Raw genomic sequence first — 25,628 nt, 5'->3', positions numbered from 1 at the left:
CGTGTATGTCATATTCAACATATTGTGCCGTCGAGATAATTATGTTTGTCACAGGATTGATTTGTTTTTTCGCTTTGTATTTTATTCCCGCAGGATACGGGAAGCTCATCGATAAAAAATGGGGATTCGCTTTTAACAATAAAATCGCATGGATATTTATGGAGTGTCCGACGCTCATCGTTATGATCTATTTGCTTTGCGCGCTCAACTATGAACACAGGCCGGTACGCGTACTGCTGGCGTTTTTTTTTATCGCTCACTATATACAGCGTACCTTTGTTTTTCCGTTTTTATTAAAAGGCAAAAGCAAAATGCCGCTTACAATCGTGCTTATGGGCATGATCTTCAACACCATAAACGCGCTTTTAATCGGCTTGTGGATTTTTTATTTTTCTCCTGCCGAAATGTACGAGCGCAGCTGGCTTTCCGATCCGCGTTTTATTGTCGGGACGATTTTATTTTTTGCGGGCATGCTTATCAATATACGCTCCGACGCCTATATCCGCTCTCTGCGTCCGGTCGGCGACAGTAAGCATTATTATCCGTCCCGTGGAATGTACCGCTATATTACGAGCGCGAATTATTTCGGCGAATTGGTCGAATGGCTCGGCTTTGCCGTTTTGACGTGGTCGCTTCCGGGCTTTTTATTTGTGTTTTGGACTGCGTGCAATTTGGTGCCGAGAGCCGATGCGATTTATAAAAAATATGCCGAAATCTTTCCTGACGAAACGGCGCGATATAAGCCCAAGCGCATAATTCCGTTTTTATATTGATTTGCAATCGGCCGATAAAACGCGCGTCCTCGACGGATGCACCGCGGAGGCGTTTATTTTTCATATGCCAATATATCGCGACCGTCTTCGGACGAATACGATTCGGTTTCGTCTTTTCCGTGATCGTCATAGCGGAGCTGGGCATAAAACGGAATATGTTTTGCAAGCTCGCCGAAATTCCACGGCGGAGCGCTGCAGCATTCGGGGCACCAATGTCCCGTTTTTAGAACCAAGTACGGGCTTGCCGTAAAGCGGTGACCGTTGTGGCACTGCCACTGCAAAGGGCTGTACAGATCGCCCCTTGTCATTATTTCACTCACGCACTTTCCGCCGCGGAAACATGCCGCCTGTTTTACGTCTTCAATGCCGAGCTCTTCGGTCTTTTTCGTTTCATCGTAGCCGTGATTTAAAAGCAAACCGTTTTGTTCGATTAAAGATTCATCCTGTAATTTTTCGTAATCCAAAAAAGCGCCCGTTTCCTGATTTTGATTTTTGCACAATAAAGGAAATTTTTCCCAGCTGCGCGGAAGCGCGAGGTACGCTTCGAGCGAACCGAAAAAAGCGTTGATCCGTTTTGTAAGACTGTGCGAAACCCAAAAGGCAGGCGCATTGTTCGTGCGCAAAAGCGGCATTATCGCAAAACGTCGTACGAGACGCGGAAAGGGTTTTCCCAATTTAAAATACCATAATTTTTTTTCGAGTCGTGAAAAGAATTCTTCAAAACTTTCGTGCTGAAAATCGAGGTATTCGTTCAATACGTGCGAATCGGAAAACCACATACAGTGAAAGTTGCGCGTTGCGTTCCATTCGGGCTTAAAAATTTCGGTGCAGCTTCGTCCCATCATTTTAAAGCCGCGGTCGAGCGTTTCAAAACCCGTAACGCGGGAAGCCTTTCCGTTTCCGATGTTGTATACTTTTTTCCAAAAATCGGCGCCGAGCGTTCCATCCGAATCTTTTTCGACAAGATTTTTCAAAAGCAGACCGGACGTTTTCGCGGTCGCCCATTCGATCGGCGTATTCCAGCACGTATGGAACATCAGCCCGTCGTGCATATTATTAAAAAGTACGCGGTCGTATAAAATGCCGCTTTGTCGCAGTGACACCCAGCACAAAGGAGAATCGATAACCGCGCGTTCGGCTTTTATCTTGCTTGCAGCGTACACGTCGAATGCGCTCGGCATGAGCGGGTCTCCGACACGTCCCCACGGGTGTTTGAACGTTCTGTTTCCGTATTCGGCAACCGTGCCGATGTAAACGAATTTTGTCTTTTGGATTTGGCCGCTCGCAGCTACGGCTTTGAGCAGATTTTCGGTACCGAGCCGATTTGTGCGAAACGTTTCGTCGGGATTATGATCTGCCGCGGGCGGAATGATCGCCGCACAGTGAAGCACATAGTCGGCGCCTTTTACGGCGGTAAGACAATCGCCGTAATTTTGTATGTTGCCGAAGATAACTTCTATGTGCTCGTTTTTTTGAAGCTTTTTTGCCAAGCGTATATTCGCTTTTTTCGGACGCAAAAGAACGCGGCACAGAAATTTTTCTGTCCGCGCGATTTGAGCCAAAGCTTCCGAGCCCATCGTTCCGGATGCGCCCGTGATAAAAACGGTTTTCATTTCAAAAAAACAATCGGCCGAAGCCCTCGTCAGTTGGTATTTCCCGTATTCATAAAATAATTAAAATATACCGTAAAGAGATCGTTTTTCAGTTTGGGACTCGCCATGAGGTGCGAAGAAGCGGACGATTCGTCGCTGCTTGCAATCTGACCCGCAAGCGATGCCGCGTTTTCCGACGGTTCATCTTTTACTTCGTTCGTATACTGCAGCACGAGCACGGTTTTTCCGTTTACGATAGGAGAGGAGATTTCATTGAACTTTAAGGAAAACGCCGTCTGTAAAAAGTTTTTATTCGTGTCGGCTCCCGAAAGTCCTTCAATACTCGTGTCAATGGAATTGGCAAACGAAACGCTTCCGTAATTGAGCGGGAAGGGGGAGAGCGCCGTATCCTTTGCGCCTGCCTTTTGTGCGGCGGCGGCAAAACCGTTTACAGCCGCATCCGCGCCGAAATTCTTTGCGACATCCGTAAAATAATCTTCGATGCGTCCCGCTTCATTCGCGCGCAGATAGCTCCACACGTCTTTTACGATTTGTTCGTTTGTAAAATCGGGATCGGATGCACTTCCGTCCGCATGAAAGACGGAAAAGCCGATATTCGTTTCGATGACGGCACTCGTCGCATCTTTTGCAAGGGAGACGATTTTTTCGACGTCGTCGGAATTTTTTATGATGCGTTCGATTTCATATCGATATGAATTTGTTAATTTTCCGTTCGCGTCGCTGTAGTTTTTTGAAGAATATTCGTTTACCGCGTCCTCAAACGTGATCTCGTTGTTTTTGAGGCGCTTTGCGACGGTTTCGGCTTTCGATTTTTCGCCGCACGTGATGATCGACATATCGTATTTAATAAATTTTTTCGCATTTGCGCGTCCGTACGCTTCCCTTTCGCTGTCGGGATAGTCGTCGGTATTGAAAGACGCCATATCGAATCCTCGTTTTTCGGTGCCGAAATTTTCAAAAAAAGCGATTTCGTTTTCGGACGATTTCAATCCGTATAATGCGCTTCCCGCAAAGCGTGCGGAAGAGCCGAACATATCGTCGTTGTAGCGCCTCATCGTAAGGTCTTCACGGAAATTCTTTTGCATGCTTTCGATTTCCGATGCAGGCGTCTCCCGGTATCTGCGCTGGGAGTAATTTCCGTTTTCATCGGAAAAATACGGAAGCATCGCACGGTTGACGGCGCTCTGCGGCACGGCATAGCCGCTCTCAGCTACCGCCTGCGTATACGCTATTTTTTGAACGACTGCGTTGAACGCATAGTTGAAAATATAATAATTCGACTGAGGATCGATTTGTCTGCCCTGGGCTTGAAAAAATTCCGCGTACCTTGAAACGTAATTCGCAAAATCGGAACCCTGCTCGTATTTGATTTTTTTGCCGTCGTAAGATCCGAACGGAGGGAGCGTATTCGCATCGCCGTGTCCGACCATGGCGGGAGCGAGGATAAATGCAAAAGCCGATATCGCCAAAACGACGATCAAACCGACGGTATAAAAGCCCTTTTTCATGATAAAATCCTTATGTCAATTCGTATAAATAGAAAATTGTATAATTTTATCATTATATGAACGGCGTGTCAATTTATGCGTTGCATATTGCGCGTATCGAAGGTGATTATGTTACTTCGTATATCCAGCCTTTCGGCGCGGGGATGTGTCCCATCTGTATGCCCGTGAGCGTGTCGTACAATTTTTTGAGTACGGTGCCCATGCCGTTTTCGCAAGCCGCAAAACGTATGTCTCTGCCGTGATCGTATATGCTGCACACGGGAGAGATCACCGCCGCCGTTCCGCACAGACCGCATTCGGCGAACGACGAAAGCTCCCGCTTGTCGATTTTGCGCTCTTCGACGGGAATGTGCAGGATATTTTCCGCGATGTACACGAGCGAGCGACGTGTGATCGACGGAAGGATCGTGTCGGATTTCGGCGTGACGATTTTGCCGTCGTGCGTGATAAACAGAACATTGGCGCCGCCCGTCTCTTCGATAAATATATGCGTCGCGGGATCGAGGTAGATGTTTTCTGCAAATCCGTTTTTGTGCGCGTCGACGATATTGTGCAGGCTCATCGCATAATTGATACCTGCTTTGATATCGCCCGTTCCGCGAGGAGCTGCGCGGTCGGAATCGGAGATGCGCACGGCGATCGATTTGACGCCGCCTTTAAAATACGGACCGACGGGAGTGGCGAAGATGCGGAATTGATATTCGTCGGCAGGCTTTACGCCGATGACGGCGTTCGAGCCGAACATATAGGGACGGATGTAAAGCGTCGCACCGCTTCCGTAGGGCGGCACGTAAGCTTTATTTGCTTTTACGACGGCGAGAACCGCTTCGACGAAGTGCTCTTTCGGAAATACGGGCATTTCGAGACGCTCGCACGACCGCTCCATGCGCTCCGCGTTTAAGTTCGGACGGAAAGTAACGATGCGGCCGTCTTCGGTCGTGTACGCTTTGAGGCCTTCGAAACAGGTTTGCGCATACTGCAGGACGCCCGCGCATTCGGAAAGGGAAATCGTATCGTCGGAAGTGAGTTTGCCGGCGTTCCATTTGCCGTTTTTGAATTCGGCGACGAAGCGCTTGTCCGTTTTGATATAGCCGAACGGAAGATTTGCCCAGTCGATTTTTTTAATCGATTTTTTCGATGCGGTTTTTGCCGCCGGTTTTTTAAGGTTCGTTTTTACCGCTGCGGTTTTTCCTGCTTTCGATTCGGAACGTTTTTTTGCCGCGTTCTTCTCCGCCGTCCGTTTTTCAGCTGCGGCTTTTGTCTGAGCTTTCGCCGTTTTTTTTGCCACTGTTTTTTTTGCACCGACCTTTGCCGTCTTTGCCGATTTTTTTATCGTTTTTACCATTGCCATATCCACGCTCCAAAATACGCCGCCGCTTTGCCGCCGCGGAAAAATTAATATATTTTAGCGCGCGGGGACGTTTTTTTCAATATGTGTTCTCAATGTATTATCCGCGCTTTTTTTCACGCGACATTTTTTTTGAAATGTGATAGAGTATGCCGCATGATACGTTTTACGTGGGAAGAGATCGAAAGCGTCGCCGCAGGGAAAACCGCAGCTCCCGATGTATTCGCGCGCGGTACGGCGCTCACGGTCGGAAACTTCGACGGCCCGCATATAGGGCACGATTCGCTGTTTTCCCGCGTCCGAGCCGAAGCGGAAAAAGACGGTCTTACACCCGGCGTCGTCGCGTTTAAGCAGTCGCTCGGCGCTTTCAAATCCAAGGGATTTTATGAAGGCGATCTTTCGACGCTCGCACAGCGGCTTTCGGTCATAGAAGCACGCGGCATGGACTTCGCGATACTCATTGACTTTTCCGATAAATTCGGTAAAATAGAGGGACACAGTTTTTTATCGATGCTCGTGCACGGCTGCGGCATGAAATTCATCGCGGAAGGATGGGATTTCCGCTGCGGTTACCGCGGTGCATACGGCATGAAAGAAATCCGCGCGTTTTCCCTCGAAAGCGGCATCGTTTCGGAGTTTCCGGAACCGACGCTGTATGAAGGTGAGCGTGTAAGCTCTTCGCTTATCCGTCTGCGTATTTTCGAAGGTGATATCCCTTCGGCCGAAGCCATGCTCGGCAGAAAATACGTGCTCGATTGTTCGGCTTCCGTTTGGAAAAAGGACGGATGCGCGCTTACGGCAGAACGAAGCGCTTTTGCGCAAGTGCTGCCCGAACGCGGTACTTACGGCGTTCGTGTCATAGCCGACGGATATACAGCGGAAGCCCGCTTTACGGCAGAATCTCATATCCTTCGCCTTGAGAATTTGCAAAAAGACGTGCGGCACATAAAGGCTGTAGAATTTATAAGAACGATAAAAGAATAGGAGTATACGAATGGCACTCTCGAAAGAAGCGGCATCCGCCGTTATCGCAAAATACGGTGCGAACGAACACGACACCGGCAACACAAAGGTGCAGGTCGCCCTGCTTACCGAACGCATCCAGCAGCTCACTGAGCACGAGCGCGCTTTTCCGAAAGACAAAAGCGCAAAGCGTGCGCTGCTGAAAATCGTCGGTGCTCGGCGGAAGCTCTTAAAATATTTCGAGCGGACGAACCTCGAAGCGTACCGCTCTCTTATCAAAGAGCTCGGTATCCGTAAATAACGCAAGCAAAAAAGCCTGCATGACCGCTTGCTCTGGCGGCGCAGGCTTTTTTTATAGGTCGAATGTCGAGTTTGGAAAGTATCAGCTACTAAAGCTGTGCTTACGGTGAGAACTTCGTTCGCTGCGCTCACTACCGAGTTTGCTTTGCAAACTCGCCGTGTATGTGTCGCGGTCGAGCTTTTTAAGACAGGCTTCCGTAAGCCTAACGCTCGAAACGGCACGCAGCCGGAACCTCGCCGTAAGCATAATTTAATTTACTTTCCAAACTTGCCCTTCAGTTGGTGAGCAAAGAGGATGGAAAATTTCGAGTTTCGAAAAACTCGAAATTGAACCTTAAATAGCTTTTGCGATATCGGTCGGCATTCCGGCCGATGCACGTGAACATGAATTTTATTGATTATTAATTTCGGAAAAGAACGACAAAGAATTGAGAACGGTAAAACGAAACGCTGAAATAGCGCGTCTCGTTTTACTTCGAGTTTTCTTTTGAAAACTCGTGATGTACGTGTGCGCCGCTCGAAACTTCGCGCTTATGCGCTTGTTGCGAGTCCCGCGCACGAATGCGACATCTTCGGAAGTTGACACTTCCTGCAATGCCGCATTTTTAGGAAGGACAAGATGGTACAAAGAGTAACTGCAAGAGTCGGAGACGCCGACTTGATTTTGGAGACGGGAAGGATAGGCAAACAGGCGAACGGCTGCGTATTCGCTCAGTGGGGCGGAGCGGCCGTCATTGCGACGGTGTGCGCATCTCACGATGCGGTTGAGGGTATGGATTATGTTCCGGTCACCGTCGATTACAACGAAAAATTTTACGCTGCGGGAAAAATTCCCGGCGGCTTTGTAAAGCGGGAAGGGCGGCCGAAAGATAAAGAGATCCTCGTCTCGCGCCTTATCGACCGGCCGATGCGGCCGCTGTTCGAAATGGCGTTCGGACGCGAAATTCAAATCGTGCCGACCTGCGTTTCCGCCGACGGCGTTCATACGCAGGATATCATTGCGGTTATCGCGGCGAGCGCCGCAGTGACGATTTCGGACATTCCGTTTCACGGACCCGTTGCCGCCTGCCGCGTCGCATATTTGAACGGCGAATACGTCGTCAATCCGACGTTTGCGCAAATCGAAAAGGCCGATTTGGAAATCGTCGTCGCGGGTACAGCCGAGGGCTTTACGATGGTCGAAGGCGGCGCGAACGAAGCGTCGGAAGACGTGATGCTCGGCGCGCTCGAAAAAGCGCAGGGCTTTATCACGGAGATGTGCCGCCTGCAGGAAGAGCTGCAAAAATTATGCGGCAAAGAAAAGCTTCCGCTCGCGCCTCTTTCGGTGACGCTTGCAAATGCGGAAGCGATCGAAGCCGAAGCGACGCCGCTCATGAAAGAAGCGTGTTTCCGTGACGGCAAAATGGAGCGGAGCGCCGCAGTCAAAGCGGTCAAAAATAAAATCGCCGAAAAATACGCCGAACAGCTTTCGGACGAAGTGCAGAAAAAACTCTTCGGCGCGCTCATGGACGACATTCAGTATAAGCTGCTGCGCAAAGCGATTCTCGACGAAGGCGTGCGCATAGACGGACGCAAGTGCGACGAAATCCGTCCGATCACGTGCGAAATCAACGTGTTGCCGCGTCCGCACGGTTCGGCACTCTTTACGCGCGGCGAAACGCAGTCGCTTGCGGTGACGACGCTCGGTACGACGCTCGACGAACAGGCGTACGACGATATCGACGGAAACAGAAGCGAACACTTTATCCTGCACTACAATTTCCCGCCGTATTCGGTCGGAGAAGTCGGCAGGCTTATGACCGGCCGCCGCGAAATCGGACACGGAAACCTCGCCCGCCGCTCGCTCGCGCCTATGGTGCCGGGCAGAGACGAATTCCCGTATACGATCCGCGTCGTTTCGGAAATCATGGAATCGAACGGCTCGTCATCACAAGCGTCTACTTGCGGCGGTTGTCTTTCTCTGCTTGCCGCCGGTGTGCCGATGAAAAAGATGGTCGCGGGCGTCGCGATGGGACTCATCACCGACGGACCGAAATACGAAAAGTATAAAATCCTTTCCGATATCCTCGGCGAAGAAGATCATTTGGGCGATATGGATTTTAAAGTCGCGGGAACGAAAGACGGCATCACCGGTTTCCAGATGGACATAAAGATTGCGGGTGTTTCGACCGAAATCATGCGCGAAGCTCTCGCTCAGGCAAAAGCCGGCCGCTTGCATATTTTGTCGATTATGGAAAAGACGATCGATAAACCGCAGCCGATCAGCCGCTATGCGCCGAAGATCATTTCCATGAAAATCCCCGTCGACAAAATCGGTGCGCTCATCGGACCGGGCGGAAAAAATATCAAAGCGCTCTGTGCCGACTACGACGTTACGATCAATACCGACGACGACGGAACGGTTACGATTTACGGAAAGACGGGGAATGCCGCCGAAGAAGCGAAAAAAGCCGTCAAAGGCATCACCGAAGATCCGGAGCCGGGAACGATCTACAACGGAACCGTCAAGCGCATTATGGACTTCGGCGCTTTCGTTGAAATCCTTCCGGGAAAAGAAGGGCTTTGCCATATTTCAAAGCTTTCGCATTCCCGCGTCGAAAAAGTTACCGATGTGCTTAAAGAAGGACAGCAGATTCCCGTAAAACTGCTCGAAGTCGATAAGATGGGACGGCTGAATCTTTCGTACATCGACGCGCTCGACGAACAGGCGAAATAACGAACGAGGAAAGAGCCGTGACAAAACCGGTCGCCGTTGCGTGTACCGCGCTTTCTGGCGCTCTTCTTCCCGAATATAAAACGGAAGGAGCTGCGGGCGCGGATATATCCGCGTTTCTCCCGTCTCCCGTAACGATAGAGCGCGGCGCCTTTGCGCTCATTCCGACGGGCTTATGCTTTGCGATTCCCGAAGGCTTTGAAGCGCAAGTGAGGCCGCGTTCGGGGCTTGCGGCGAAGTCCGGCGTTACGGTTTTAAATGCGCCCGGTACGATCGACAGCGACTACCGCGGCGAAGTGAAAGTCATCCTCGTCAATTTCGGAAACGAACCCTTTGTCGTGCAAAACGGCGACCGCATCGCGCAGATCGTTATTGCACCCGTTACGCAGGCGAATTTCGTCAAAGCGGATTTTCTCGATGAAACCGTACGCGGGGAGGGCGGCTTCGGTTCTACCGGAGTGAACGTATGAAGCGCAGGGGCGCCGATTCGGGCGGTTCGTATTGCGCCGCACTTCGCAGGTATTTTTCCGCGTTTCGTCGGTATCTTTCCGTCTTGAAAAATCGTTTTACCGATTGTGCGCAATCCGTTCGGACAAAGCTTTTCGGCGCTTCTCTCCGCCCTCATGTTCTTACCCGCTATCTCGTGCGCGAGCTTTTGCTGTATTTTTCCGTCGCATTTTTATTTTTCTTTACAATCTTTTTCGTCAATCAGATTTTACTCATCGCGGAACATATTTTAAGGCAGGGCGCTCCCGTGTGGGACGTCGTAAAGCTTATGACCTACAGCCTTCCGTTTATCGTCGCGCAGTCTTCCCCCTTTGCCACCCTCGTCGGCTTTCTCATGTGTTTGGGGCGATTTATGAGCGACAACGAAATTATTATTTTCCGGGCATCGGGCTTCAGCTACGCTCACATTTTGACTCCGGTGCTCGTCATGGGGCTCGCCATTTCGATTGCGTCCTTTTTCGTAAACGATTATCTTTTGCCGCTCGGCACGATCCGCTACAACCGTCTGCGCCGTATGATTTTGTCGTCGAACCCCGCCGTCGCCCTCGAGTCTCATTCGGTAAAGCGCCTCAATACAGCGACGCTCGTTACCGGAGATGTGTCCGACACGAAAGTTTCCGACCTCGTCATCATCGATACGGGAAGCGACGGGAGAGTGCGTGTCATTTCTGCAGGCGAATCGGAGCTGAAATCGGTGCGCAAAGAGGGCGTACTCATGCAGCTTACGATGACCGATGCGCTCTCGCTCTTTTTAGGCGCGAATTCGTTTTCCGATTACGACCGGCTTTCGTCGGATACGGTGACGTTCAATCTTTTTGAAAGCGCTTTTTTCAGCGACGGCGGAAGTACGAGCCCGCGTGAAATGACGTCTTACGATTTGGGAAGGGCGCTGCGCGATATGAAAAAAAACGCCGATACCGATAAACGCACGCTCAACAACTATACGCTCGAATACAATAAAAAATTTTCGCTGCCGTTCGGCTCGCTTTTTTTCGCGCTCCTCGCGCTGCCGCTTGCGTTTTTGTTCGGCAGGCAAAACGGACAGACGATCGGCATGATCGTCGGAATCATCATCAGCTTTTTGTATTGGACGATGATGATACTCGGCCAGTACGCATCGAGCAGAAACGGCTTTAACGGATTTTGGAGCATGTGGATTCCGAATATCGTTACGGGCGCGGCGGGGGCGGCGTTTTATATCGCGCTGAAAAAGCGATGACGCTCGTAAAATATTTATTTAAACGGTTTTTGCCCGTCTTTTTAGGCGCCGTATTTTTTTCGGCGATCGTTTTAAATCTCGTCGATCTTTTGATGAACTTGTGGCGCTATATTCAAAATCAAGTGCCGGCTTCCGTCGTGTTTAAAATCATGGCGCTCTATACGCCGAAAACGATTTGGTACGCCGTCCCCATGGGTATCCTCTTTGCTTCATCTTATACGCTGAGCGCCCTCTATGCGAATAACGAGCTTACGGCCGTGTTTGCCTCAGGAGTCTCTCTTTTCCGTTTTACAGCTCCGCTTTTACTTTTGTCGCTCCTTTTGAGTTTCGGTTTGTTTTTTCTCGACGACGCGCTCGCCGTCACTACCTATGCGCAAAAGCAAAAGCTGCAAAGCACCGTTTTGAATCAGGAAAAAACGCTCGACAACGATGCGATAGTCATCCTCGCCGAAGGGGGCAATCTCATCTATAAGGCCGCCGTCTACGACGATGCGCAAAAGCGCCTCTACGACCTGTATTGTATTTTTCGAGGCGACGATAAAAAACTTGAAGCCGTCATTCACGCCGATTCCGCGCTGTGGGATACGGATCGCTGGAGACTGCAAAACGCGGTAGAGTTTTCGCTTGCAGGCGGGACGGTTACGCGCAGTGTTCCCGACGCCGCTTTTACTTCGCGTCTTTCCGAACCTTTTGAAACATTTCGGAACAACGTCGTTTCGGTCGAAGAGGTTACGGTGCGCGAAGCGAAAGAATACATCGAACACTTGATGCGGACGGGGCTGCCCTTCGGAGAAGCGCTTTCGCTGTACTACAAAAAGTTCGCGTTTCCGTTTATCGTGTTTATCGTCGTTTTCCTTTCAATCGGCCTTTCCGGGCGATCGAGAAAAAACGTCATGCTCATAAGTCTCGCGCTTTCGATCGGAGCTGCGGTTTTGTTTTACGTGACACAGATGATTACGATGCTCCTTGCAAAGTTCGGTTATATAACCGCCTTTTCCGGAGCGTGGTTTCCGGTTATCCTGTTTATCATAGCGAGCGCCCTCCTTTTGCGCTTTACGAGGACATAAAAGTGAATATTTTTGAAGTGCACCATACGAGTTCCGACGGCTCGGCGCGGACGGGGCTGTTGACGCTGCCGCACGGCACTGTTCGAACTCCCGTCTTTATGCCGGTCGGAACGAATGCGACGGTCAAAGCCGTGTCGAAAGAATCGCTCGAAGAGATCGGCTTTGAAATTATCCTCGCCAATACCTACCACCTTTTTTTGCGCCCCGGCTCCGATTTGATAAAAGAAGCGGGCGGGCTGCACGGTTTTTCGAAGTGGCAAAAAAATTTTCTCACCGATTCCGGCGGCTTTCAAGTGTTTTCGCTCGCAAAGCTTCGGAAGATCGGCGCCGAAGGTGTCGCGTTCCAAAGTCACATCGACGGTTCGCGGCACTTTTTTACGCCCGAAAACGTCGTTGAAACGCAGGCGAAATTCAACAGCGATATTCAAATGCAGCTCGACGTGTGCACGGGCTGGAATGAAGGCAGAAAAGAAGCCGAGCGCGCTCTGGCGATTACGACGGATTGGGCGAAGCGGGCGCTTTCGGAGTGGAAGCGGGAGACCGAGCGCGGCTATCGCGGTTTTCTCTTTCCGATCGTTCAGGGTAATTTTTTTGAAGATCTCCGCAAAGAAAGCGCTCTCTTCGTTTCGTCTCTCGATACGGCGGGCATCGCGATCGGCGGTCTTTCCGTCGGAGAACCCGCTGAGGAGTTCGCGCGCTTTTTGCAGTATACGGTGCAATACTTACCCGAAGCGAAACCGAAATACGTTATGGGAATCGGTACGCCCGAATACATACTCGAAGCGGTCGCCTCCGGTATCGATATGTTCGACTGCGTGCTTCCGACGCGCAACGCGCGCAACGGTTCGTACTTTACGCACGACGGTATGCTGTCGATAAAACAGGAACGCTTTGCGCACGATTTTTCTCCGATAGATGCCGAGTGCACGTGCAAAGTGTGCCGCACCTATTCTCGCGCCTATCTCCGTCACCTTTTCAAAGAGCAGGAAATACTCAGTGCGATGCTTTCATCGTATCACAATCTCTATTTTCTTCACGCGATGATGGGCGAAATCCGTAACGCGATCGAAGAGAACAGGTTTTTAGAGTATAAGCGCGATTTTCTTGCGCGATTCGGCACCGGAACCATCCGATAGGTCGAATGGCGAGTTTGGAAAGTATCAGCTAATAGCGCTGTGTTTACGGCGAGAACCCATCCGCTTAGCCGCGGTCGAGCTTTTAGGGTGGGCTTTCATGAGTCTAACGCTCGAAACGGCACGCAGCCGGAACCTCGCCGTAAACATAATTTTATTTATTTTCCAAACTCGCCATTCCGTTGGTGAACGAAACGGATGGAAAATTTCGAGTTTTAAAAAACTCGAAATTGAACCAAATAATATGATCGACTGATCGAGGATTGCTTATGAACATACGCTATGCCGCAGCCGCCCTGACTTTTTTTGTGCTGCAGCCCTTTTGCCGAGCTCCCGCCGGCATCGACGGCTTTATCGCTTCGCATTTCGGCACGGCGGCTTCTACCTTTGCTCAAAGCGCTTCGACTTCTTCGGCGCAAAGTGCGGCACCGACCGGAACTTCGACCGAGTCGGTTTCAAAAAGCAAAAAAGCCGTCACGATACCCGAAGCGAAGCGCCCTGCAGCTCCCGATAAAGAAAAGAGTGAAAAAGCCGCTCTTTCCGATAAAAGCCCCGACACTGTAAAAGAATACCGCGATACGTTCCGCTACGGTGTGTCGCCTGAAATCACGTCGCTTTTGCAAAAGTGCATAGACAACGACGATCCCCGCTTTTCGGACGACGCGTACGATTTATTTCATACGACGCGCTCTTCGCAAGTGCGCGAAAAGATTCTCGAATATTTTACGCATCTGAAAGATCCGTGTTTGGAAGATTATGCCGTCGGCGTTTTGGACGATCCCTACGATACGAAAAACAGCACGGTCGAAGCGGTGTTCCGCTACGTTTCCGCGGTAAAGTGCAAAGAAGCCCTTCCGGCAGTTCTCGCCCTTTTGGATACGGACAGCGATGCGTATTTTCAAGCTGCACTTACGACGATCGGAGAAATCGGCGGGCCGGAAGAAGCGCAGTATCTTGCCGGCTATATCGACCGCGATGATTTGACCGTGGTGCAAAAGCAGGCGCTTTCGCGCGTGCTCGGAAAACTGCATGCAACTGAAACGTGGGCGAAGCTCGTTTCGATTGCGCAAAATGAAGACGAAAACGCTTTTGTGCGGATGTACGCAGCGGAAGCGATCGGCGCGATGCAAAAAAGCGAATCGATTCCGATCCTCGCCGAACTCTACGAATCATCCGATCCGAATTTCCGCCAGTACGTCATCAAAGGATTGTCTCACTATCCCGGAAGCGGAGAGGCGAAAGAAATCATCGTGCAGGGCATCCGCGACGAACACTATAAAGTGCGCCTCGAAGCGATAGCCGCAGTAAAAAAACTCAAATTTACCGAAGCGTCTCCGTACCTCGTCTACCGCGCAAAAAACGATAAAGAAAAAGTCGTCAAAACCGCGTGCTACGATGCGCTCGCATCCCTCGGCACAAAAGACGGAAACTCCTATCTTATCGAAATCGTCTCCGATCCGAAGTCAGGCGATACGGCAAAGGCGGATGCGGCGAAAGCGCTCGCTTCTCAAGGCTCGGTCGGTGAAAAGGAGATACTCGCCCTTGCCGGAGAGACGCTCAAAGACGATAGGCGAAAGCAGCTGCGCTACGCGCTCGGGAAACTCTTTGCAAAGTACGCGCGAGCGGGCTATGCGGATATCTGCCGCAATTTTTTGCTTTCAAAAGATGCGGCGACGGTGAGTCTCGGTCTCGATATGTACGCTAAAGCGAAATACGCTTCCGCTTCCGCCGCCGTCGTCTCTCTTGCGAACGATAAAAAATCGGGGGCAAACGGAGAACGCGCTCGGAAGATTCTCGGCATGAGCGAAGAGTAGGGGCGGCTGACGCGCGCTTGCTGCAGAGGCGGCTTTTCGATTGCCCTGCGACGGGACGATAGGCTCGAATAGATCTTATCGATTGCAGTTTGTTTGCATTTGATGCATGGGGGTAGCGGTACCGATTATTTTCTTCGTATAAAATCGATATAAAATCGAACGGCATTTGCCAGTGCCGATTCGTCCATATCGAATTTACTGCTGTGGTGCGCGTACCCGATCCCTTTCGCTTCGTTTCTGATACCGATAAATGCATAGAAACCGGGGAATTCCTGCAAATAACAAGCGTAATTATCCGATCCCATAATTTTTTCAAACGGAATGACGTTTTCGTTCCCGAAAACGGCTTCGGCCGCCGGCAGCGCTTTTTCGACGGAAGCGGCGTCGTTTGCGACCGGCGGAAGTTCGGCAGTCGATTTCCATTCGACTTTTGCTCCCGTCAATATTTCCGCCGCTTTACAGCTTCGGTCGACGATGCAAAACAGATGTGCTTTTTCACTATCCGAAAAATACCGCATCGTTCCGCCGAGTTCTGCCCGGTCGGGAATGATATTGGTCGCCGTTCCGCAGTGAAACGATCCGAAGCTGAGCGTACTGTGCCGCAGCGGATTGAATTCCCTGTCTTTAATACGGAACGCTTCCCCGATAATGAGTGCGCCTGCATTTATCGGATCGATCCCCTGATCGGGTCTTGATCCGTGACAGCTTTTTCCCGTTACGGTAATGTGAAAGCTCGTCATTCCGGCCATAACCGCGCCTGCTTGCAGCGCCATTTTACCGGCGGGGATATCCGCCCATAGATGCGAACTGATGACGGCTTCCAACTTTCCGACGGTTTTGAGATACGCGATGATCGCTTCGTGTCCCTGAGCGATTTCTTCGGCTTGCTGAAAACACAGATAGACGGTACCTGCAAGTTCGGCGCGCATGGCCGCGAGTTCCCGAGCGAAAGCCAAAAGAATCGCAATGTGCCCGTCATGACCGCATGCGTGCATACAGCCTTCATGCGTCGATTTAAAAGAGAGACCGGTATCTTCGTCGATAGGCAGTGCATCGATATCGGCACGAAACGCATAGGTTTTACCGGGCAGATCGCCTTTGATACATGCAACCGTTCCGTATTCGCCGACCGGTTCATACGACACACCCGATTTTTTCAGTTCGTCCCGAATGTTTTCGGCCGTTTCTTTTTCCTTTAAAGAAAGTTCCGGTATTTTGTGAAAGCGCCGCCGCTGAGCGACAACGTATTCTTCCATATCTTTCAGCATAGTATTGCCCATAAAAAAATTATATATCTAAAGAAAATCTGAAAACCGGGAATTTCCGCAAGTTTTCATTTGTTTACCCACACGGTTTTTCCGCGGTAAACGGTTTCCAAAATTTGTATCTTATCCAGCTTGTCTTTCGGATGCTCCAGAGGATTATCGGATAAAATGACAAAGTTCGCTTCTTTTCCCGCTTTTATGCTTCCCCGTTCATCTTCTTCAAAACCGAGGTAAGCTGCATCGATGGTGACCATTCTCAACGCTTCTTTTACGCTGATCCTTGACGCGGGTACGCTGAGATTGACGGCCGCATGAATACCCAACAGAGGATTCATCGAAGTTACCGGCGAATCCGAACCGCCTCCGACGATTATTCCTCTATCCAAAACAGGGCGCAATGCGCATCTCATGGCAGCCCGTTCCGGCCCTATGTGAGGTATGTAAGTGTCGGACGGCCAATAGTAGTCGAATATGGGCTGCATAGCCAAGGTTACTTTCAAATCTTTTGCAAAATCCATCAAGTCATACGCGGAAACTTCAAAGTGCTCAACCCTGTGTCTGTGATTTTCTCTCGGAAATTCGGTTAAGACTTTTTTATACGCCTTTAGTGCCTGCTCTATAGCGGCGTCTCCGATCGCATGCATACAAATTTGCAGTCCCGCTTTATGCGCTTCTCTGAAAAAATTCTCCAGCCGTTCTTGCGTAAAATAAAGGTTACCGTAGTTTTTGGGATTATCGATATACGGCTCGCGGAAAGCGGCGGTACCCGGTTCAACGTCACCGTCTAAAATACAGCTAAAACATCCGCCGATTTGTTTTAAGCCGAGTCTTACGACTTCTTCTACGTTGGTAGTTTGATAATAAATTCTCAAGTGAAAAGGAATTTCATCTTTATCCCGCAAAAGAGCCAATACGTCGGGATCGTTTACGGGACTTCGGCCTTCCATCGTATGGACAGCCGTGATCCCGTTGCTGATACATTCGTGTATCATCTTTTCCCGCGCTTTCTTTTTTTGCTCTTCGGACATCAATTTCGGCGGCAGCGAATACGCAAAGAGATTGGCTTCGTTCCGTAAAAATCCTTCCGCCTTGTCTTCTTCGCTTATGGCAATTCCCGCATTTTTCGCTTCTTCAATAATCAATTTCAGAGCTTTGGTATTAACAAAAGTTCCGTGCGTTCCCGCAGTTCGCAAAAATACCGGATGATCGGGGACGGCTTTATCCATCTCTGCCAATGTGATAGGCCTGTTTTCCGCAATCGGATGTCCGCCGTATCCGTTTATAAACAAAACTTCGTCTTTTGAAGCTTTGTCCGCTTCTTGCCGAAGCCCCGCTACAATTTCCGCTATTGAGGATGCTTCAAAAAGCGACGGTTGCGTCATCATTTCGCCGGAAAAACTCATATGACAATGAGAATCTATAAATCCGGGTACAAGCGTTTTTCCGTTAAGGTTAATTAATTCCGCATCGGGATACTTTTCTTTTGCTTCCCGTTCACAGCCGACAAATACGATCTTATCGTTTTCAAATACTACGGCTTCTTGGGTATCGTCCGTATCCATCGTCAAAACAGTTCCGCCGAAAAACATTTTTTTCATAATTGAACCTTCCGTAAAATTGCACAGCGAGTAAATCTCCAGATTTAGGAGATGTGCAATCGGTGCGCACGAGCGCACACGTACATACGCGAGTCTTCAAAAGAAAACTCGAAGTTAAAAGCGCCGAACAATCCGTATTCGGATTAACCGGCAGCCGATTTCTTAAACCCGTATTGTGAAAACGCAGGGACGGCCGCTACGCGCATCGATAATTTTTTGCAAAAGAATTCGCGCACAGCTCGTCCCCGTTTTCCGCTACCGTTTGCTGTACTTTTCGGCGTACTTCCTTACTTCGTCAAGCCGCTTGTATCCTACTTGCGGAGGAACGGTACAATCGGCACCTATGATAACGCCGACGCTTCCCGCATCCGCTATTATTTCCTTTACGCGGTTTTCGATTTCGGCATCGGATCCGACATCGAGCATCGTTCCTTTGCTGTTTGCAAATCCGCCCAAAACGCACGCGCCGCCGAAGAATTTTTTTCCTTCCGACAGCGGGACTTTTTCGGTATAGACAGCCCAATTATACACTTTTGCCTTATACTCTTTATAAAAAGACAAATCGTTCGTAGAGCTTCCGTAGCCGCATATATGCAGAATATTGTTGTCCCATAGTTTGTTTATTGCGTTCAAACCCTGAAGATCGGATTCCATCACATACCGCTTGTGGAAGTTCAAATCGGCTTTTTCGGATTGTACGCTTTGTACGCTGTAGTAAATGCCGTCTACGCTTGTATTCTTTTTGATTTTATCCGCGAGAACCGATACGTCTTTCGCGATTTCCAAAGATGCGGCGAGCATCGCTTCGGGATCTTCGTTGAACAGCTGCACGAATAATTCAGGGCGCTTTTTATAGCATTCGGTGTACAGGCGGATATAATTGAGCGGTGCAAAGATGTTGTAAAAGGCTGCGATTTCGCCGTCGAAATGTTTGAGAATTTCGTTGATCATATCGACTTGCTTATCATACCACGGAGAAGACGCTCCGATGGATTTGATTTTTTTTATGTCGTCGATAGTGTTAATATCGTTTTCCATAATGGACGGGTGTCCGAAAAAACCGTCCGACATGATTTTTACCATATCCGGCTTGAGGTCGTCGTACAGCTTTTTGGTGCCGTCGATTGTCGCCTGAACGATCCCTTCATCCATAAGTCCCCGGAATTGCCGATATTCGTCGGCAAAGTGCCACCAAAACCCTACGGGAACGCGATTGACGGCTTTGTTGTCAAACGCATCCAAAATCAGTTTTTTCTTTTCTTTCATTGTCTACCTCCATAAAAGTTTTTTTACGATTCGGTATTGTGCTTGTTCGGCTGCTTGATTCTGATTTCACATATCGGGTCTCCCTTTGCAATCGTTTTTCCCAATTTAAAATCAAGCCCCAACACTTCGCATATCCCTCTGTCGCCGTCCATAGCGATATCGCACAGGAGTGCGATTTCGTCATCGCTTGCCCCGATTTTTTTCCATGCCGACACCAAAGGGCAATAATGGAAATCCACGCTCAAATCTCTCTCAGTGCATGTATCCTCCATTTGAAAAATATCCTTAACATTGTCATTGACGAATTCTTTGTGGAATATTTCGAAATCGTCGGTGTGTGTAAATTTGTGAGCGCCGTGAAAATTGCCGCATTTTTTTATGGCTTTACGCGCGAAGTCTTCGCTCAAGCCCGCTGACACGGCTTCTTTGTACAGCACATAAAGCCACAAAGCCCTATGTTCAAATGCGTTTCTCATATCTTCGATATGACGTCCTTTAAATTCGGATTTGTTTTTTATCATTTGCCACCTCCATGATAAACCGTTTTAAAATCCCGTTTTCGAAAACGCGTCGGCTACATACATGCTTTCATCATGTCGATAAGTTCTTCGACAATGCTTATTTCCGCCGCAATTTTTGTTTTAAGCTCCGTTTTTTGGACGGCAAGTTCCCTTTCAAGTTTTGCAATAACATCGTTGCAGTTATCGCTTCCGCCGTCGCGCAGCTTTTGAAGATCTCTGCCGATGTCGTACATATCGGCTATCGTCGTAACTTTTCCTTTCGCCCAGGTAAACGGCACGGAATCTCCGATGACTTGATCGACCAAGAGATCATACGTCGCTCTGTCGAAGTGATAGCCGTACCAACAGAGATCCACGTATCGCAAATCTTCGTCCATAGCTTTCGCTATATTGCCGGATTTAATACTTGCAATCGCTGCCGTCAAAGACTGGATATTATTGCGGTTCCGTACGTGGATGAAATTGTATTGCTCGAACCAATCGAGGCCGAACAATTCGTTTACGACTTTTCCGAAGATTTTGCTTACCTTTTTGTTATACGCTTGCGTTGTAGCGTTCATTTCGGTAAACGAATCGTTTTTTTGCTTTAACTGCACGGCAACGTCTTTTGCTTTAAGGATCGTTTCGCGAAGCTGTTTCGTGTCTCCCATACTCGCTTCGTCGATTTCCTCAAGCATGTGTTCGTACAGCGCCGTAAAATTCAGCGGCCGTACCGGTAGTTTATCGAATTTCTGTAAAATGGAACCGTATAAAATATGCGAAGAAAGAAACGTTCTGTCGTCATAATCGTTTATCCACTTTTGATCGGATGACGAGTGATACGAAGGCCAAAAATTGACTCCTTCATAAAAACTTTCTATCGTCGGTATGCCGAGGCAGGCGTACATATAGCTTTCCGTCCACGTCCACATGGGGCTGTAGGTTCCGAAAGGATATATATTGCCTTCGATGCCTTGTCCGATCTTTTCTATCCCTTCAGCCATTTCATACGGAGTTCTTACCCGAACGGCGGTCGCGGTACCGTTAATTAAATTGCCGTCCAGATTTATCAATAAAAATCCGTTGTCGCTCCATTCGGGATGCTTGTGCGTCAGCATCGTCGCGCCTCGCGCCCAATCGTATCGGGTGCCTTCGATGCCCCATTCTTCCGCTCCGTGTAGACATACGCGCAGCGTTCGTTCGGGTGTATAGCCGTCTTCGATCAATGCTTTGCATATTCCCATTATACAGCCGATACCGGAAGTATTGTCCGCAAAAGCCGTAAAATATGCGTCATAGTGTCCGATGAGGTAGACGATTTCGTCTGTCTTTCCCGGTATTTCACCGATGATACAATTTGTAATGCCGTTGTTGACAACGCTCACTTCCGCATTCAAAACGGCTTCAATCTCTCCGCCTTGCAGTTTTAATTGCTCTTTAAATAATTCGGCTTCCCTTACCGTCATTGAAAATGTCGGGAGATCGCAGTTCGTGGAAATATCTTGTACGCCTAAAGTGTCTTTCGACCACGAACAGTAGCCGCCTATTTGAACGATAATGACGCCTTTCGCTTTTTTGAATTTTGCCTGCGTAACCGGCCAATTGACCCACCAATCGTCGACCATGTTGATATCGATCAAAACATATTTTCCTTCGACATCTTTGTTTTCATAATCGATATCTCTGCCCTTGTTGACATAAACGATTTTTATTTTTTCATCTTCCGCCAAACATCTTGCTTGGAAACTCGAAAGCAAAACTTTCCTCGTATTCCCGTTGTGCATTTTGTAAGAAATGTCGGCCCGCTTAAATTCGAAATTGTCTACGACGACGGGATCCTTATGCACGTTTTTTAAGCCGATTCTTTTCATCTCATCGTGGAGAAAATCTCCTGCGGCAACTTCCGCTGCAGAACCGGACGTACGATAACCGAGATCGGGATTACTCTTAAACGAAATCAGTTTTTCCATCAGATTAAGGGTATAATTTAAATCCAAGTGTTTGCTGAACGTCGCCATCATAATTTCACTCCCATAAATTTAATTTTTGTTTTCGTAGATGATATCGCCGTCGAATACCGTCATGAGCACTTTTGTGTCGGGTATTTTTTCTTCATCGACAGTAAAAAGATTTTGATCGAGTACGGCTATATCCGCCAGCTTTCCTCTTTCCAATGTGCCTAATTCTTTTTCTCGTCCCGATACATATGCGCCTCCAAACGTATAAGCCTTTAAGGCTTGCGACATTGTAAGCCGTTCGGACGGATTTACGCCCGTCGGCTTCCTATCATAACCGTTACGCGTAACGCCGTAGTATATCGTTTCAAACGGATCGAAATCGACGACAGGGTAGTCCGTCCCTAAGGCGAGGATTCCGCCCGATTCAAGGATAGAGCGGCACGGCCATTCCCAGCGGCATCGTTCTTTTCCCAATCGTATGAGCTTTTCGTTCGCATCGAGGGCTAGATGGCGCGGCTGCATAGACGCTATCACCCCCAGCTGTTTAAAGCGCGCTATGTCGTCGGGGTGTATGTTTTCAATGTGCTCGATTGAATTGCGTATTAAACGGTTATCGTTTACCGCATTCGATTTTTCAAAACAATCCAAAGCCAATCTTACCGAACCGTCGGCGATGCAATGGAGTCTCACGCTGAAGCCGTATCCGTTTGCATTTATGATACATTGTTCAAAATACTCTTCGGAAGCGGTCAGCAAACCCGACGTATCGGGTTTATCGTCGTACGGTTTCAACAGATATCCCGTATACGTTGAAGTTACGCCGTCTATGACGCCTTTCAGTCCCGTAACTTTGAGCTTATCCGAGCAATATTTTTTCTTCAATTCGGCAAGCGTTTTTTGATCTTTATCGGGCCCGATGGCGGGATTCAAATTTATTCTGACGGTTAATGTACCGGCTTTATCCATGCGTTCCAAAGAATCGTATTTTACGCCGTGTAAAATTCCCGAAACGTCGCAGAACGTAGTAATGCCTACTTTTGAGAGTTTACGCATTAAGTCCGTATTGACTTCATCGCTGATCGAATCGGTGGGTACAAACGTTTTACTCGACGCCAATTTGAACCAAGCGTTTTCTCGCAAAATTCCGCTCGGTTCTCCGTTCGGTAAAAGTACGATATTGTTCCCGTATTCCGGCTTGCCGGTACCTATGCCTATTTCATCGAGTGCTTTGCTGTTAAGCCATCCCGTGTGCGCATCCGCCGCGGCGAGGTAAACAGGCCTGTCGGGAATAGCGCGATCCAACGATTTTTTCGTCGGCAGTTCGGCGTTGTTCCAATTTGCGGGAAACCATCCCTGTCCTATGATACAGTCGTATTCAGGATGAGCGTCTGCAAAAGCTTTTACCATTGACACGCATTCCTGTTCCGAATGCGAGTACAGTATGTCGTTGATAAAATACTTGCTGTCGTACAAAGCTCCCATGGAATAATGGCCGTGCGCATCGCATATTCCGGGCATTATTAAGCAATCGCCGAAATCGTAAACACACGTATTTGTTCCGTGGCAGGATAGGATTGCCGCCTTTTCACCGACGGCGATAATTTTATTGCCGCTGACGGCGACGCCGCCGGGAAACGGCAAAGAGCCGTCTCCCGTAAAAATCGCATTACTTAAAAATATTTTATCTGCGATATTATTGTTCATACATATCTTTTACTTTACGATAAATCCTGCGATTGTGAATCCGATTATGGTTAATATATAGCCTATCAAAGCGTACGGAAACGTTCCGAGCATTTGGTAGTATGGCTTGATTTCCACCGCGCCCGATGTGATCATAACGGCATCGCCTGCGACAAAAGTCGTGCTTCCGAGCGTCGCCGCGCATACCAGTGCCATGCACGACAAAAGCGGATTGACTCCCAATGCGACTGCGATAGGCACGACTATGGGAGCAAATATCATGGAACCGTCCCAAAAACCGCCGGCAAAAAACACATACGCGCCGCAGAACGCGAATACGATCGCGGCGAATATGGAACCGTTGAGCAGCGGAGTAAGAACGGTGATGACATAGTCGGTCATACCCGTCGTCTTGTTTATCTCTACGAGAGTCAGCGCAAGAGCGATAGTCGCGTCGACGGTAAGCATACTTGCGATTCCTTCAAAAGAATGCGAAAACACCTCCGTCAGTTTCAGCTTTTTTTCAAATACGATGATGCCGACTACTACGACTATAGCGCCCATACAAGCGACCATAACATTTTTCGTGACGATCGTAATCGTAACGATGGTGATCATAGTAGCGAGGAATTTTAAAGGATTGTTTTTTGTTTGCGTTTCGCTGGAATTCGCAGAGTCCGCATGTAATTCTTTTCCGTCAAGGGATTCTTCTTTCGAACACACTATACCGGTTTGCATCGCCAATTCATTATCTTTTTTGGTGATTCCGAGCAGCGGGAATACTCCGATGATGATAAGAAAACAGATGAGCAATAAGATGACGGGATAAAATAAAAACGGCATACCCGCAATATATGCGCCCAAGCCCGTTCCGTTTACCCGTACGTTCATCTCTTCGAATAAACCGGAATAAAAAGCCGCCCATGTCGATACGGGGATCAATACGCACACCGGTGCTGCCGTACAATTGACCAAAAAACCGAATAAAGTGCGCGGAATTTTATGTTTATCGCAGATATTCTTCATAGCGGTCGAAACGGCCATATTGTTCAAATAGTCGTCGACAAAGATCAGCCATCCCATTGCAAACGTGATAAGCATCGCTTTTCTGCGCGTATTTGCATACTTTCCCATCCAATTTGCAAATTCGAGAGAGTAGCCCGATACGTCCAAAAGCTTGATCAATATGCCGAATAGGGAAAGCATAACGACGAGATATCCGCAGGTACCTGCCGCCCACGCAGTCTGCAGTTTGTCGAGCCATACGGTCGGAAAAGTAAATCCTCCGATCAAAACGGAACCGACCAGCGTTGCTACAGTAAACGACAGCAACATCCGTTTCGTCCAAAACACGAATACAAACATGACAATTGTAGGTATCAGAGAAATAAACCCCAAGTGCATGGTTTCCATAAATCGCCTCCTCAATAAATTTGATAAATCTATCTTTCGGGACAGGAAAACAAATTTGTTAATGAGACATTATAAATTAAACCATCTCATTGATATATCATTAATATATCAATGAGATGGTACCACAGAAATACGAATTGTCAAGGAAATAATTAAAAATATTTTATGATTTTTTTGCGATCATTATACAAATACCGCACTTATTATAAGGAAAACAGAAAAAGCGCGATTGCCTTTTTGAAAGCTTCGTTTTCGAATATTTTTTTCAGATCTATCTTTTAAATCCGCCGATATCCATACTCAAATATTTTAAAGCGCTTTCTTTGTCGTCGTTTTTTATTGCCCTGATAATATTTTCATGGTACAGGTTGAGGGTGTCGTTTGAAATTTCCGCCCAATTTTTCCAGTAATTCTGAATGAAAAAACGTGTCAGATTTTTTATGGCGTGTTCCAAACTGCTTAACGCATACGCATTGCCGTGCAGTTTGAATAATTCTATGTGAAATAATGTACTGTTTTGCCATTCACTCACCGCATCCGTATTCGTGAGATTTTTGGTATATCCCAATAAATAATCCAATACGCCGGGATTGCACATAACGATTTTTTCCCAATTTTTATCCAAAAAGCCGCACTCCAATATCAATCGGTAGTTCAGCATTTCGATTAAATCTTCTTGTTTGAGGACGATTAATTCATAGCCGTATCTCGGGATGCTTTTAAACACGTTTTCGCTGCAAAGCTCTATCAAAGCGTCTCTGATGGGAGCTCTGCTGAGTTTTAGATGTTTTTCCAAATCAGCTAAATTGATAATATCGCCCGGTTTTATAACATTTGTCGTCACGAGATCGTAAATTTTTTTATATGCGTCTTGTTTTAACGAATTTTTTTTTATTGTAAGCTTGTTGTTTGCCACAGATATGCCCTTAAGTTTACGTCAATATACCGTAAGTCGGATTTTCGGTAATTAATTATATCATAATTTAC

Annotated in this window: 20 protein-coding genes; 9 read left to right on the top strand and 11 right to left on the bottom strand. The window is 48.3% G+C overall.

What is annotated here, in order from left to right:
- The first annotated feature begins 5 nt into the window (after positions 1–5).
- On the top strand, positions 6–773 hold the full coding sequence (locus tag H9I36_RS03570) for a DUF1295 domain-containing protein (protein ID WP_187384002.1): 768 nt from the start codon (positions 6–8) through the stop codon (positions 771–773).
- 53 nt (positions 774–826) lie between these two features.
- Here the strand turns inward: H9I36_RS03570 and H9I36_RS03565 are convergent, their stop codons facing one another.
- From H9I36_RS03565 to H9I36_RS03555, 3 genes are all read right to left on the bottom strand, one after another.
- Complete coding sequence (locus tag H9I36_RS03565; RefSeq protein WP_187384001.1) at positions 827–2,386, bottom strand: NAD-dependent epimerase/dehydratase family protein; 1,560 nt, start codon at positions 2,384–2,386, stop codon at positions 827–829.
- A 29-nt stretch (positions 2,387–2,415) separates the two neighbouring features.
- The gene (locus H9I36_RS03560; RefSeq protein ID WP_187384000.1) at positions 2,416–3,894 is read right to left on the bottom strand and encodes a SurA N-terminal domain-containing protein; all 1,479 of its coding nucleotides are present in this window, start codon (positions 3,892–3,894) and stop codon (positions 2,416–2,418) included.
- 106 nt (positions 3,895–4,000) lie between these two features.
- Positions 4,001–5,245 carry a branched-chain amino acid aminotransferase gene (locus H9I36_RS03555; protein WP_222864628.1) on the bottom strand — a complete coding sequence of 415 codons (1,245 nt, stop codon included), beginning with the start codon at positions 5,243–5,245 and terminating at the stop codon, positions 4,001–4,003.
- A 153-nt stretch (positions 5,246–5,398) separates the two neighbouring features.
- Here H9I36_RS03555 and H9I36_RS03550 point away from each other — a divergent pair, with 153 nt between their 5' ends.
- The 8 genes from H9I36_RS03550 (at position 5,399) to H9I36_RS03515 (ending at position 14,958) form a co-directional block, all read left to right on the top strand.
- Positions 5,399–6,226 (top strand): FAD synthetase family protein, encoded by an 828-nt coding sequence (locus H9I36_RS03550; RefSeq protein ID WP_187383999.1) that lies wholly within the window; start codon positions 5,399–5,401, stop codon positions 6,224–6,226.
- Between the two features lie 10 nt (positions 6,227–6,236).
- The gene (rpsO, locus tag H9I36_RS03545; RefSeq protein WP_180486678.1) at positions 6,237–6,506 is read left to right on the top strand and encodes a 30S ribosomal protein S15; all 270 of its coding nucleotides are present in this window, start codon (positions 6,237–6,239) and stop codon (positions 6,504–6,506) included.
- A 618-nt stretch (positions 6,507–7,124) separates the two neighbouring features.
- Complete coding sequence (gene pnp / locus H9I36_RS03540; RefSeq protein WP_187383998.1) at positions 7,125–9,221, top strand: polyribonucleotide nucleotidyltransferase; 2,097 nt, start codon at positions 7,125–7,127, stop codon at positions 9,219–9,221.
- A gap of 17 nt (positions 9,222–9,238) precedes the next feature.
- The gene (dut, locus tag H9I36_RS03535) at positions 9,239–9,688 is read left to right on the top strand and encodes a dUTP diphosphatase (RefSeq protein WP_187383997.1); all 450 of its coding nucleotides are present in this window, start codon (positions 9,239–9,241) and stop codon (positions 9,686–9,688) included.
- Complete coding sequence (locus tag H9I36_RS03530) at positions 9,685–10,944, top strand: LptF/LptG family permease (protein WP_187383996.1); 1,260 nt, start codon at positions 9,685–9,687, stop codon at positions 10,942–10,944. Before dut ends, H9I36_RS03530 begins: the two co-directional genes overlap by 4 nt.
- Entirely contained in the window at positions 10,941–12,011 is a 1,071-nt protein-coding gene (locus tag H9I36_RS03525) for an LptF/LptG family permease (protein ID WP_187383995.1), read from the top strand. The genes H9I36_RS03530 and H9I36_RS03525 overlap by 4 nt, the downstream gene beginning before the upstream one ends.
- A gap of 2 nt (positions 12,012–12,013) precedes the next feature.
- A complete protein-coding gene (gene tgt / locus H9I36_RS03520) occupies positions 12,014–13,147 on the top strand; it encodes a tRNA guanosine(34) transglycosylase Tgt (RefSeq protein ID WP_021331470.1) in 1,134 nt (377 codons plus the stop codon).
- 266 nt (positions 13,148–13,413) lie between these two features.
- Entirely contained in the window at positions 13,414–14,958 is a 1,545-nt protein-coding gene (locus tag H9I36_RS03515; protein ID WP_187383994.1) for a HEAT repeat domain-containing protein, read from the top strand.
- 125 nt (positions 14,959–15,083) lie between these two features.
- Here H9I36_RS03515 and H9I36_RS03510 read toward each other — a convergent pair whose 3' ends face one another.
- The 8 genes from H9I36_RS03510 to H9I36_RS03475 form a co-directional block, all read right to left on the bottom strand.
- A complete protein-coding gene (locus tag H9I36_RS03510; protein WP_255422641.1) occupies positions 15,084–16,238 on the bottom strand; it encodes a M20 metallopeptidase family protein in 1,155 nt (384 codons plus the stop codon).
- Positions 16,239–16,291: 53 nt separating this feature from the next.
- Positions 16,292–17,821: an amidohydrolase gene (locus H9I36_RS03505; protein ID WP_187383993.1), complete on the bottom strand. Its 1,530-nt coding sequence runs from the start codon at positions 17,819–17,821 to the stop codon at positions 16,292–16,294.
- A gap of 255 nt (positions 17,822–18,076) precedes the next feature.
- Positions 18,077–19,087 carry a uroporphyrinogen decarboxylase family protein gene (locus H9I36_RS03500; protein WP_187383992.1) on the bottom strand — a complete coding sequence of 337 codons (1,011 nt, stop codon included), beginning with the start codon at positions 19,085–19,087 and terminating at the stop codon, positions 18,077–18,079.
- 23 nt (positions 19,088–19,110) lie between these two features.
- Positions 19,111–19,608: an L-2-amino-thiazoline-4-carboxylic acid hydrolase gene (locus H9I36_RS03495; protein WP_021331449.1), complete on the bottom strand. Its 498-nt coding sequence runs from the start codon at positions 19,606–19,608 to the stop codon at positions 19,111–19,113.
- A gap of 53 nt (positions 19,609–19,661) precedes the next feature.
- The gene (locus H9I36_RS03490) at positions 19,662–21,557 is read right to left on the bottom strand and encodes a M28 family peptidase (RefSeq protein WP_187383991.1); all 1,896 of its coding nucleotides are present in this window, start codon (positions 21,555–21,557) and stop codon (positions 19,662–19,664) included.
- Between the two features lie 69 nt (positions 21,558–21,626).
- Positions 21,627–23,249 (bottom strand): amidohydrolase, encoded by a 1,623-nt coding sequence (locus H9I36_RS03485; protein ID WP_187383990.1) that lies wholly within the window; start codon positions 23,247–23,249, stop codon positions 21,627–21,629.
- Positions 23,250–23,258: 9 nt separating this feature from the next.
- Entirely contained in the window at positions 23,259–24,641 is a 1,383-nt protein-coding gene (locus H9I36_RS03480) for a Na+/H+ antiporter NhaC family protein (RefSeq protein WP_187383989.1), read from the bottom strand.
- A 271-nt stretch (positions 24,642–24,912) separates the two neighbouring features.
- A complete protein-coding gene (locus tag H9I36_RS03475) occupies positions 24,913–25,557 on the bottom strand; it encodes a GntR family transcriptional regulator (protein ID WP_187383988.1) in 645 nt (214 codons plus the stop codon).
- Positions 25,558–25,628: the final 71 nt, after the last annotated feature.

Origin of the sequence: Treponema sp. Marseille-Q4130, from assembly GCF_014334325.1 — a bacterium.
Lineage (GTDB): Bacteria > Spirochaetota > Spirochaetia > Treponematales > Treponemataceae > Treponema_D.
The sequence above is the reverse complement of the archived record's forward strand: the minus strand, read 5'-3'. Positions and strand labels throughout refer to the sequence as shown.

Coding starts and splice junctions, on each gene's coding strand:
- H9I36_RS03515 (WP_187383994.1), top strand. CDS start 13,414: ATGAACATACGCTATGCCGCAGCCGCCCTGACTTTTTTTGTGCTGCAG.
- H9I36_RS03555 (WP_222864628.1), bottom strand. CDS start 5,245: ATGGCAATGGTAAAAACGATAAAAAAATCGGCAAAGACGGCAAAGGTC.
- H9I36_RS03570 (WP_187384002.1), top strand. CDS start 6: ATGTCATATTCAACATATTGTGCCGTCGAGATAATTATGTTTGTCACA.
- H9I36_RS03485 (WP_187383990.1), bottom strand. CDS start 23,249: ATGAACAATAATATCGCAGATAAAATATTTTTAAGTAATGCGATTTTT.
- pnp (WP_187383998.1), top strand. CDS start 7,125: ATGGTACAAAGAGTAACTGCAAGAGTCGGAGACGCCGACTTGATTTTG.
- H9I36_RS03565 (WP_187384001.1), bottom strand. CDS start 2,386: ATGAAAACCGTTTTTATCACGGGCGCATCCGGAACGATGGGCTCGGAA.
- H9I36_RS03495 (WP_021331449.1), bottom strand. CDS start 19,608: ATGATAAAAAACAAATCCGAATTTAAAGGACGTCATATCGAAGATATG.
- H9I36_RS03500 (WP_187383992.1), bottom strand. CDS start 19,087: ATGAAAGAAAAGAAAAAACTGATTTTGGATGCGTTTGACAACAAAGCC.
- H9I36_RS03480 (WP_187383989.1), bottom strand. CDS start 24,641: ATGGAAACCATGCACTTGGGGTTTATTTCTCTGATACCTACAATTGTC.
- H9I36_RS03490 (WP_187383991.1), bottom strand. CDS start 21,557: ATGGAAAAACTGATTTCGTTTAAGAGTAATCCCGATCTCGGTTATCGT.
- H9I36_RS03560 (WP_187384000.1), bottom strand. CDS start 3,894: ATGAAAAAGGGCTTTTATACCGTCGGTTTGATCGTCGTTTTGGCGATA.
- H9I36_RS03550 (WP_187383999.1), top strand. CDS start 5,399: ATGATACGTTTTACGTGGGAAGAGATCGAAAGCGTCGCCGCAGGGAAA.
- H9I36_RS03530 (WP_187383996.1), top strand. CDS start 9,685: ATGAAGCGCAGGGGCGCCGATTCGGGCGGTTCGTATTGCGCCGCACTT.
- rpsO (WP_180486678.1), top strand. CDS start 6,237: ATGGCACTCTCGAAAGAAGCGGCATCCGCCGTTATCGCAAAATACGGT.
- H9I36_RS03510 (WP_255422641.1), bottom strand. CDS start 16,238: ATGGGCAATACTATGCTGAAAGATATGGAAGAATACGTTGTCGCTCAG.
- H9I36_RS03505 (WP_187383993.1), bottom strand. CDS start 17,821: ATGAAAAAAATGTTTTTCGGCGGAACTGTTTTGACGATGGATACGGAC.
- H9I36_RS03525 (WP_187383995.1), top strand. CDS start 10,941: ATGACGCTCGTAAAATATTTATTTAAACGGTTTTTGCCCGTCTTTTTA.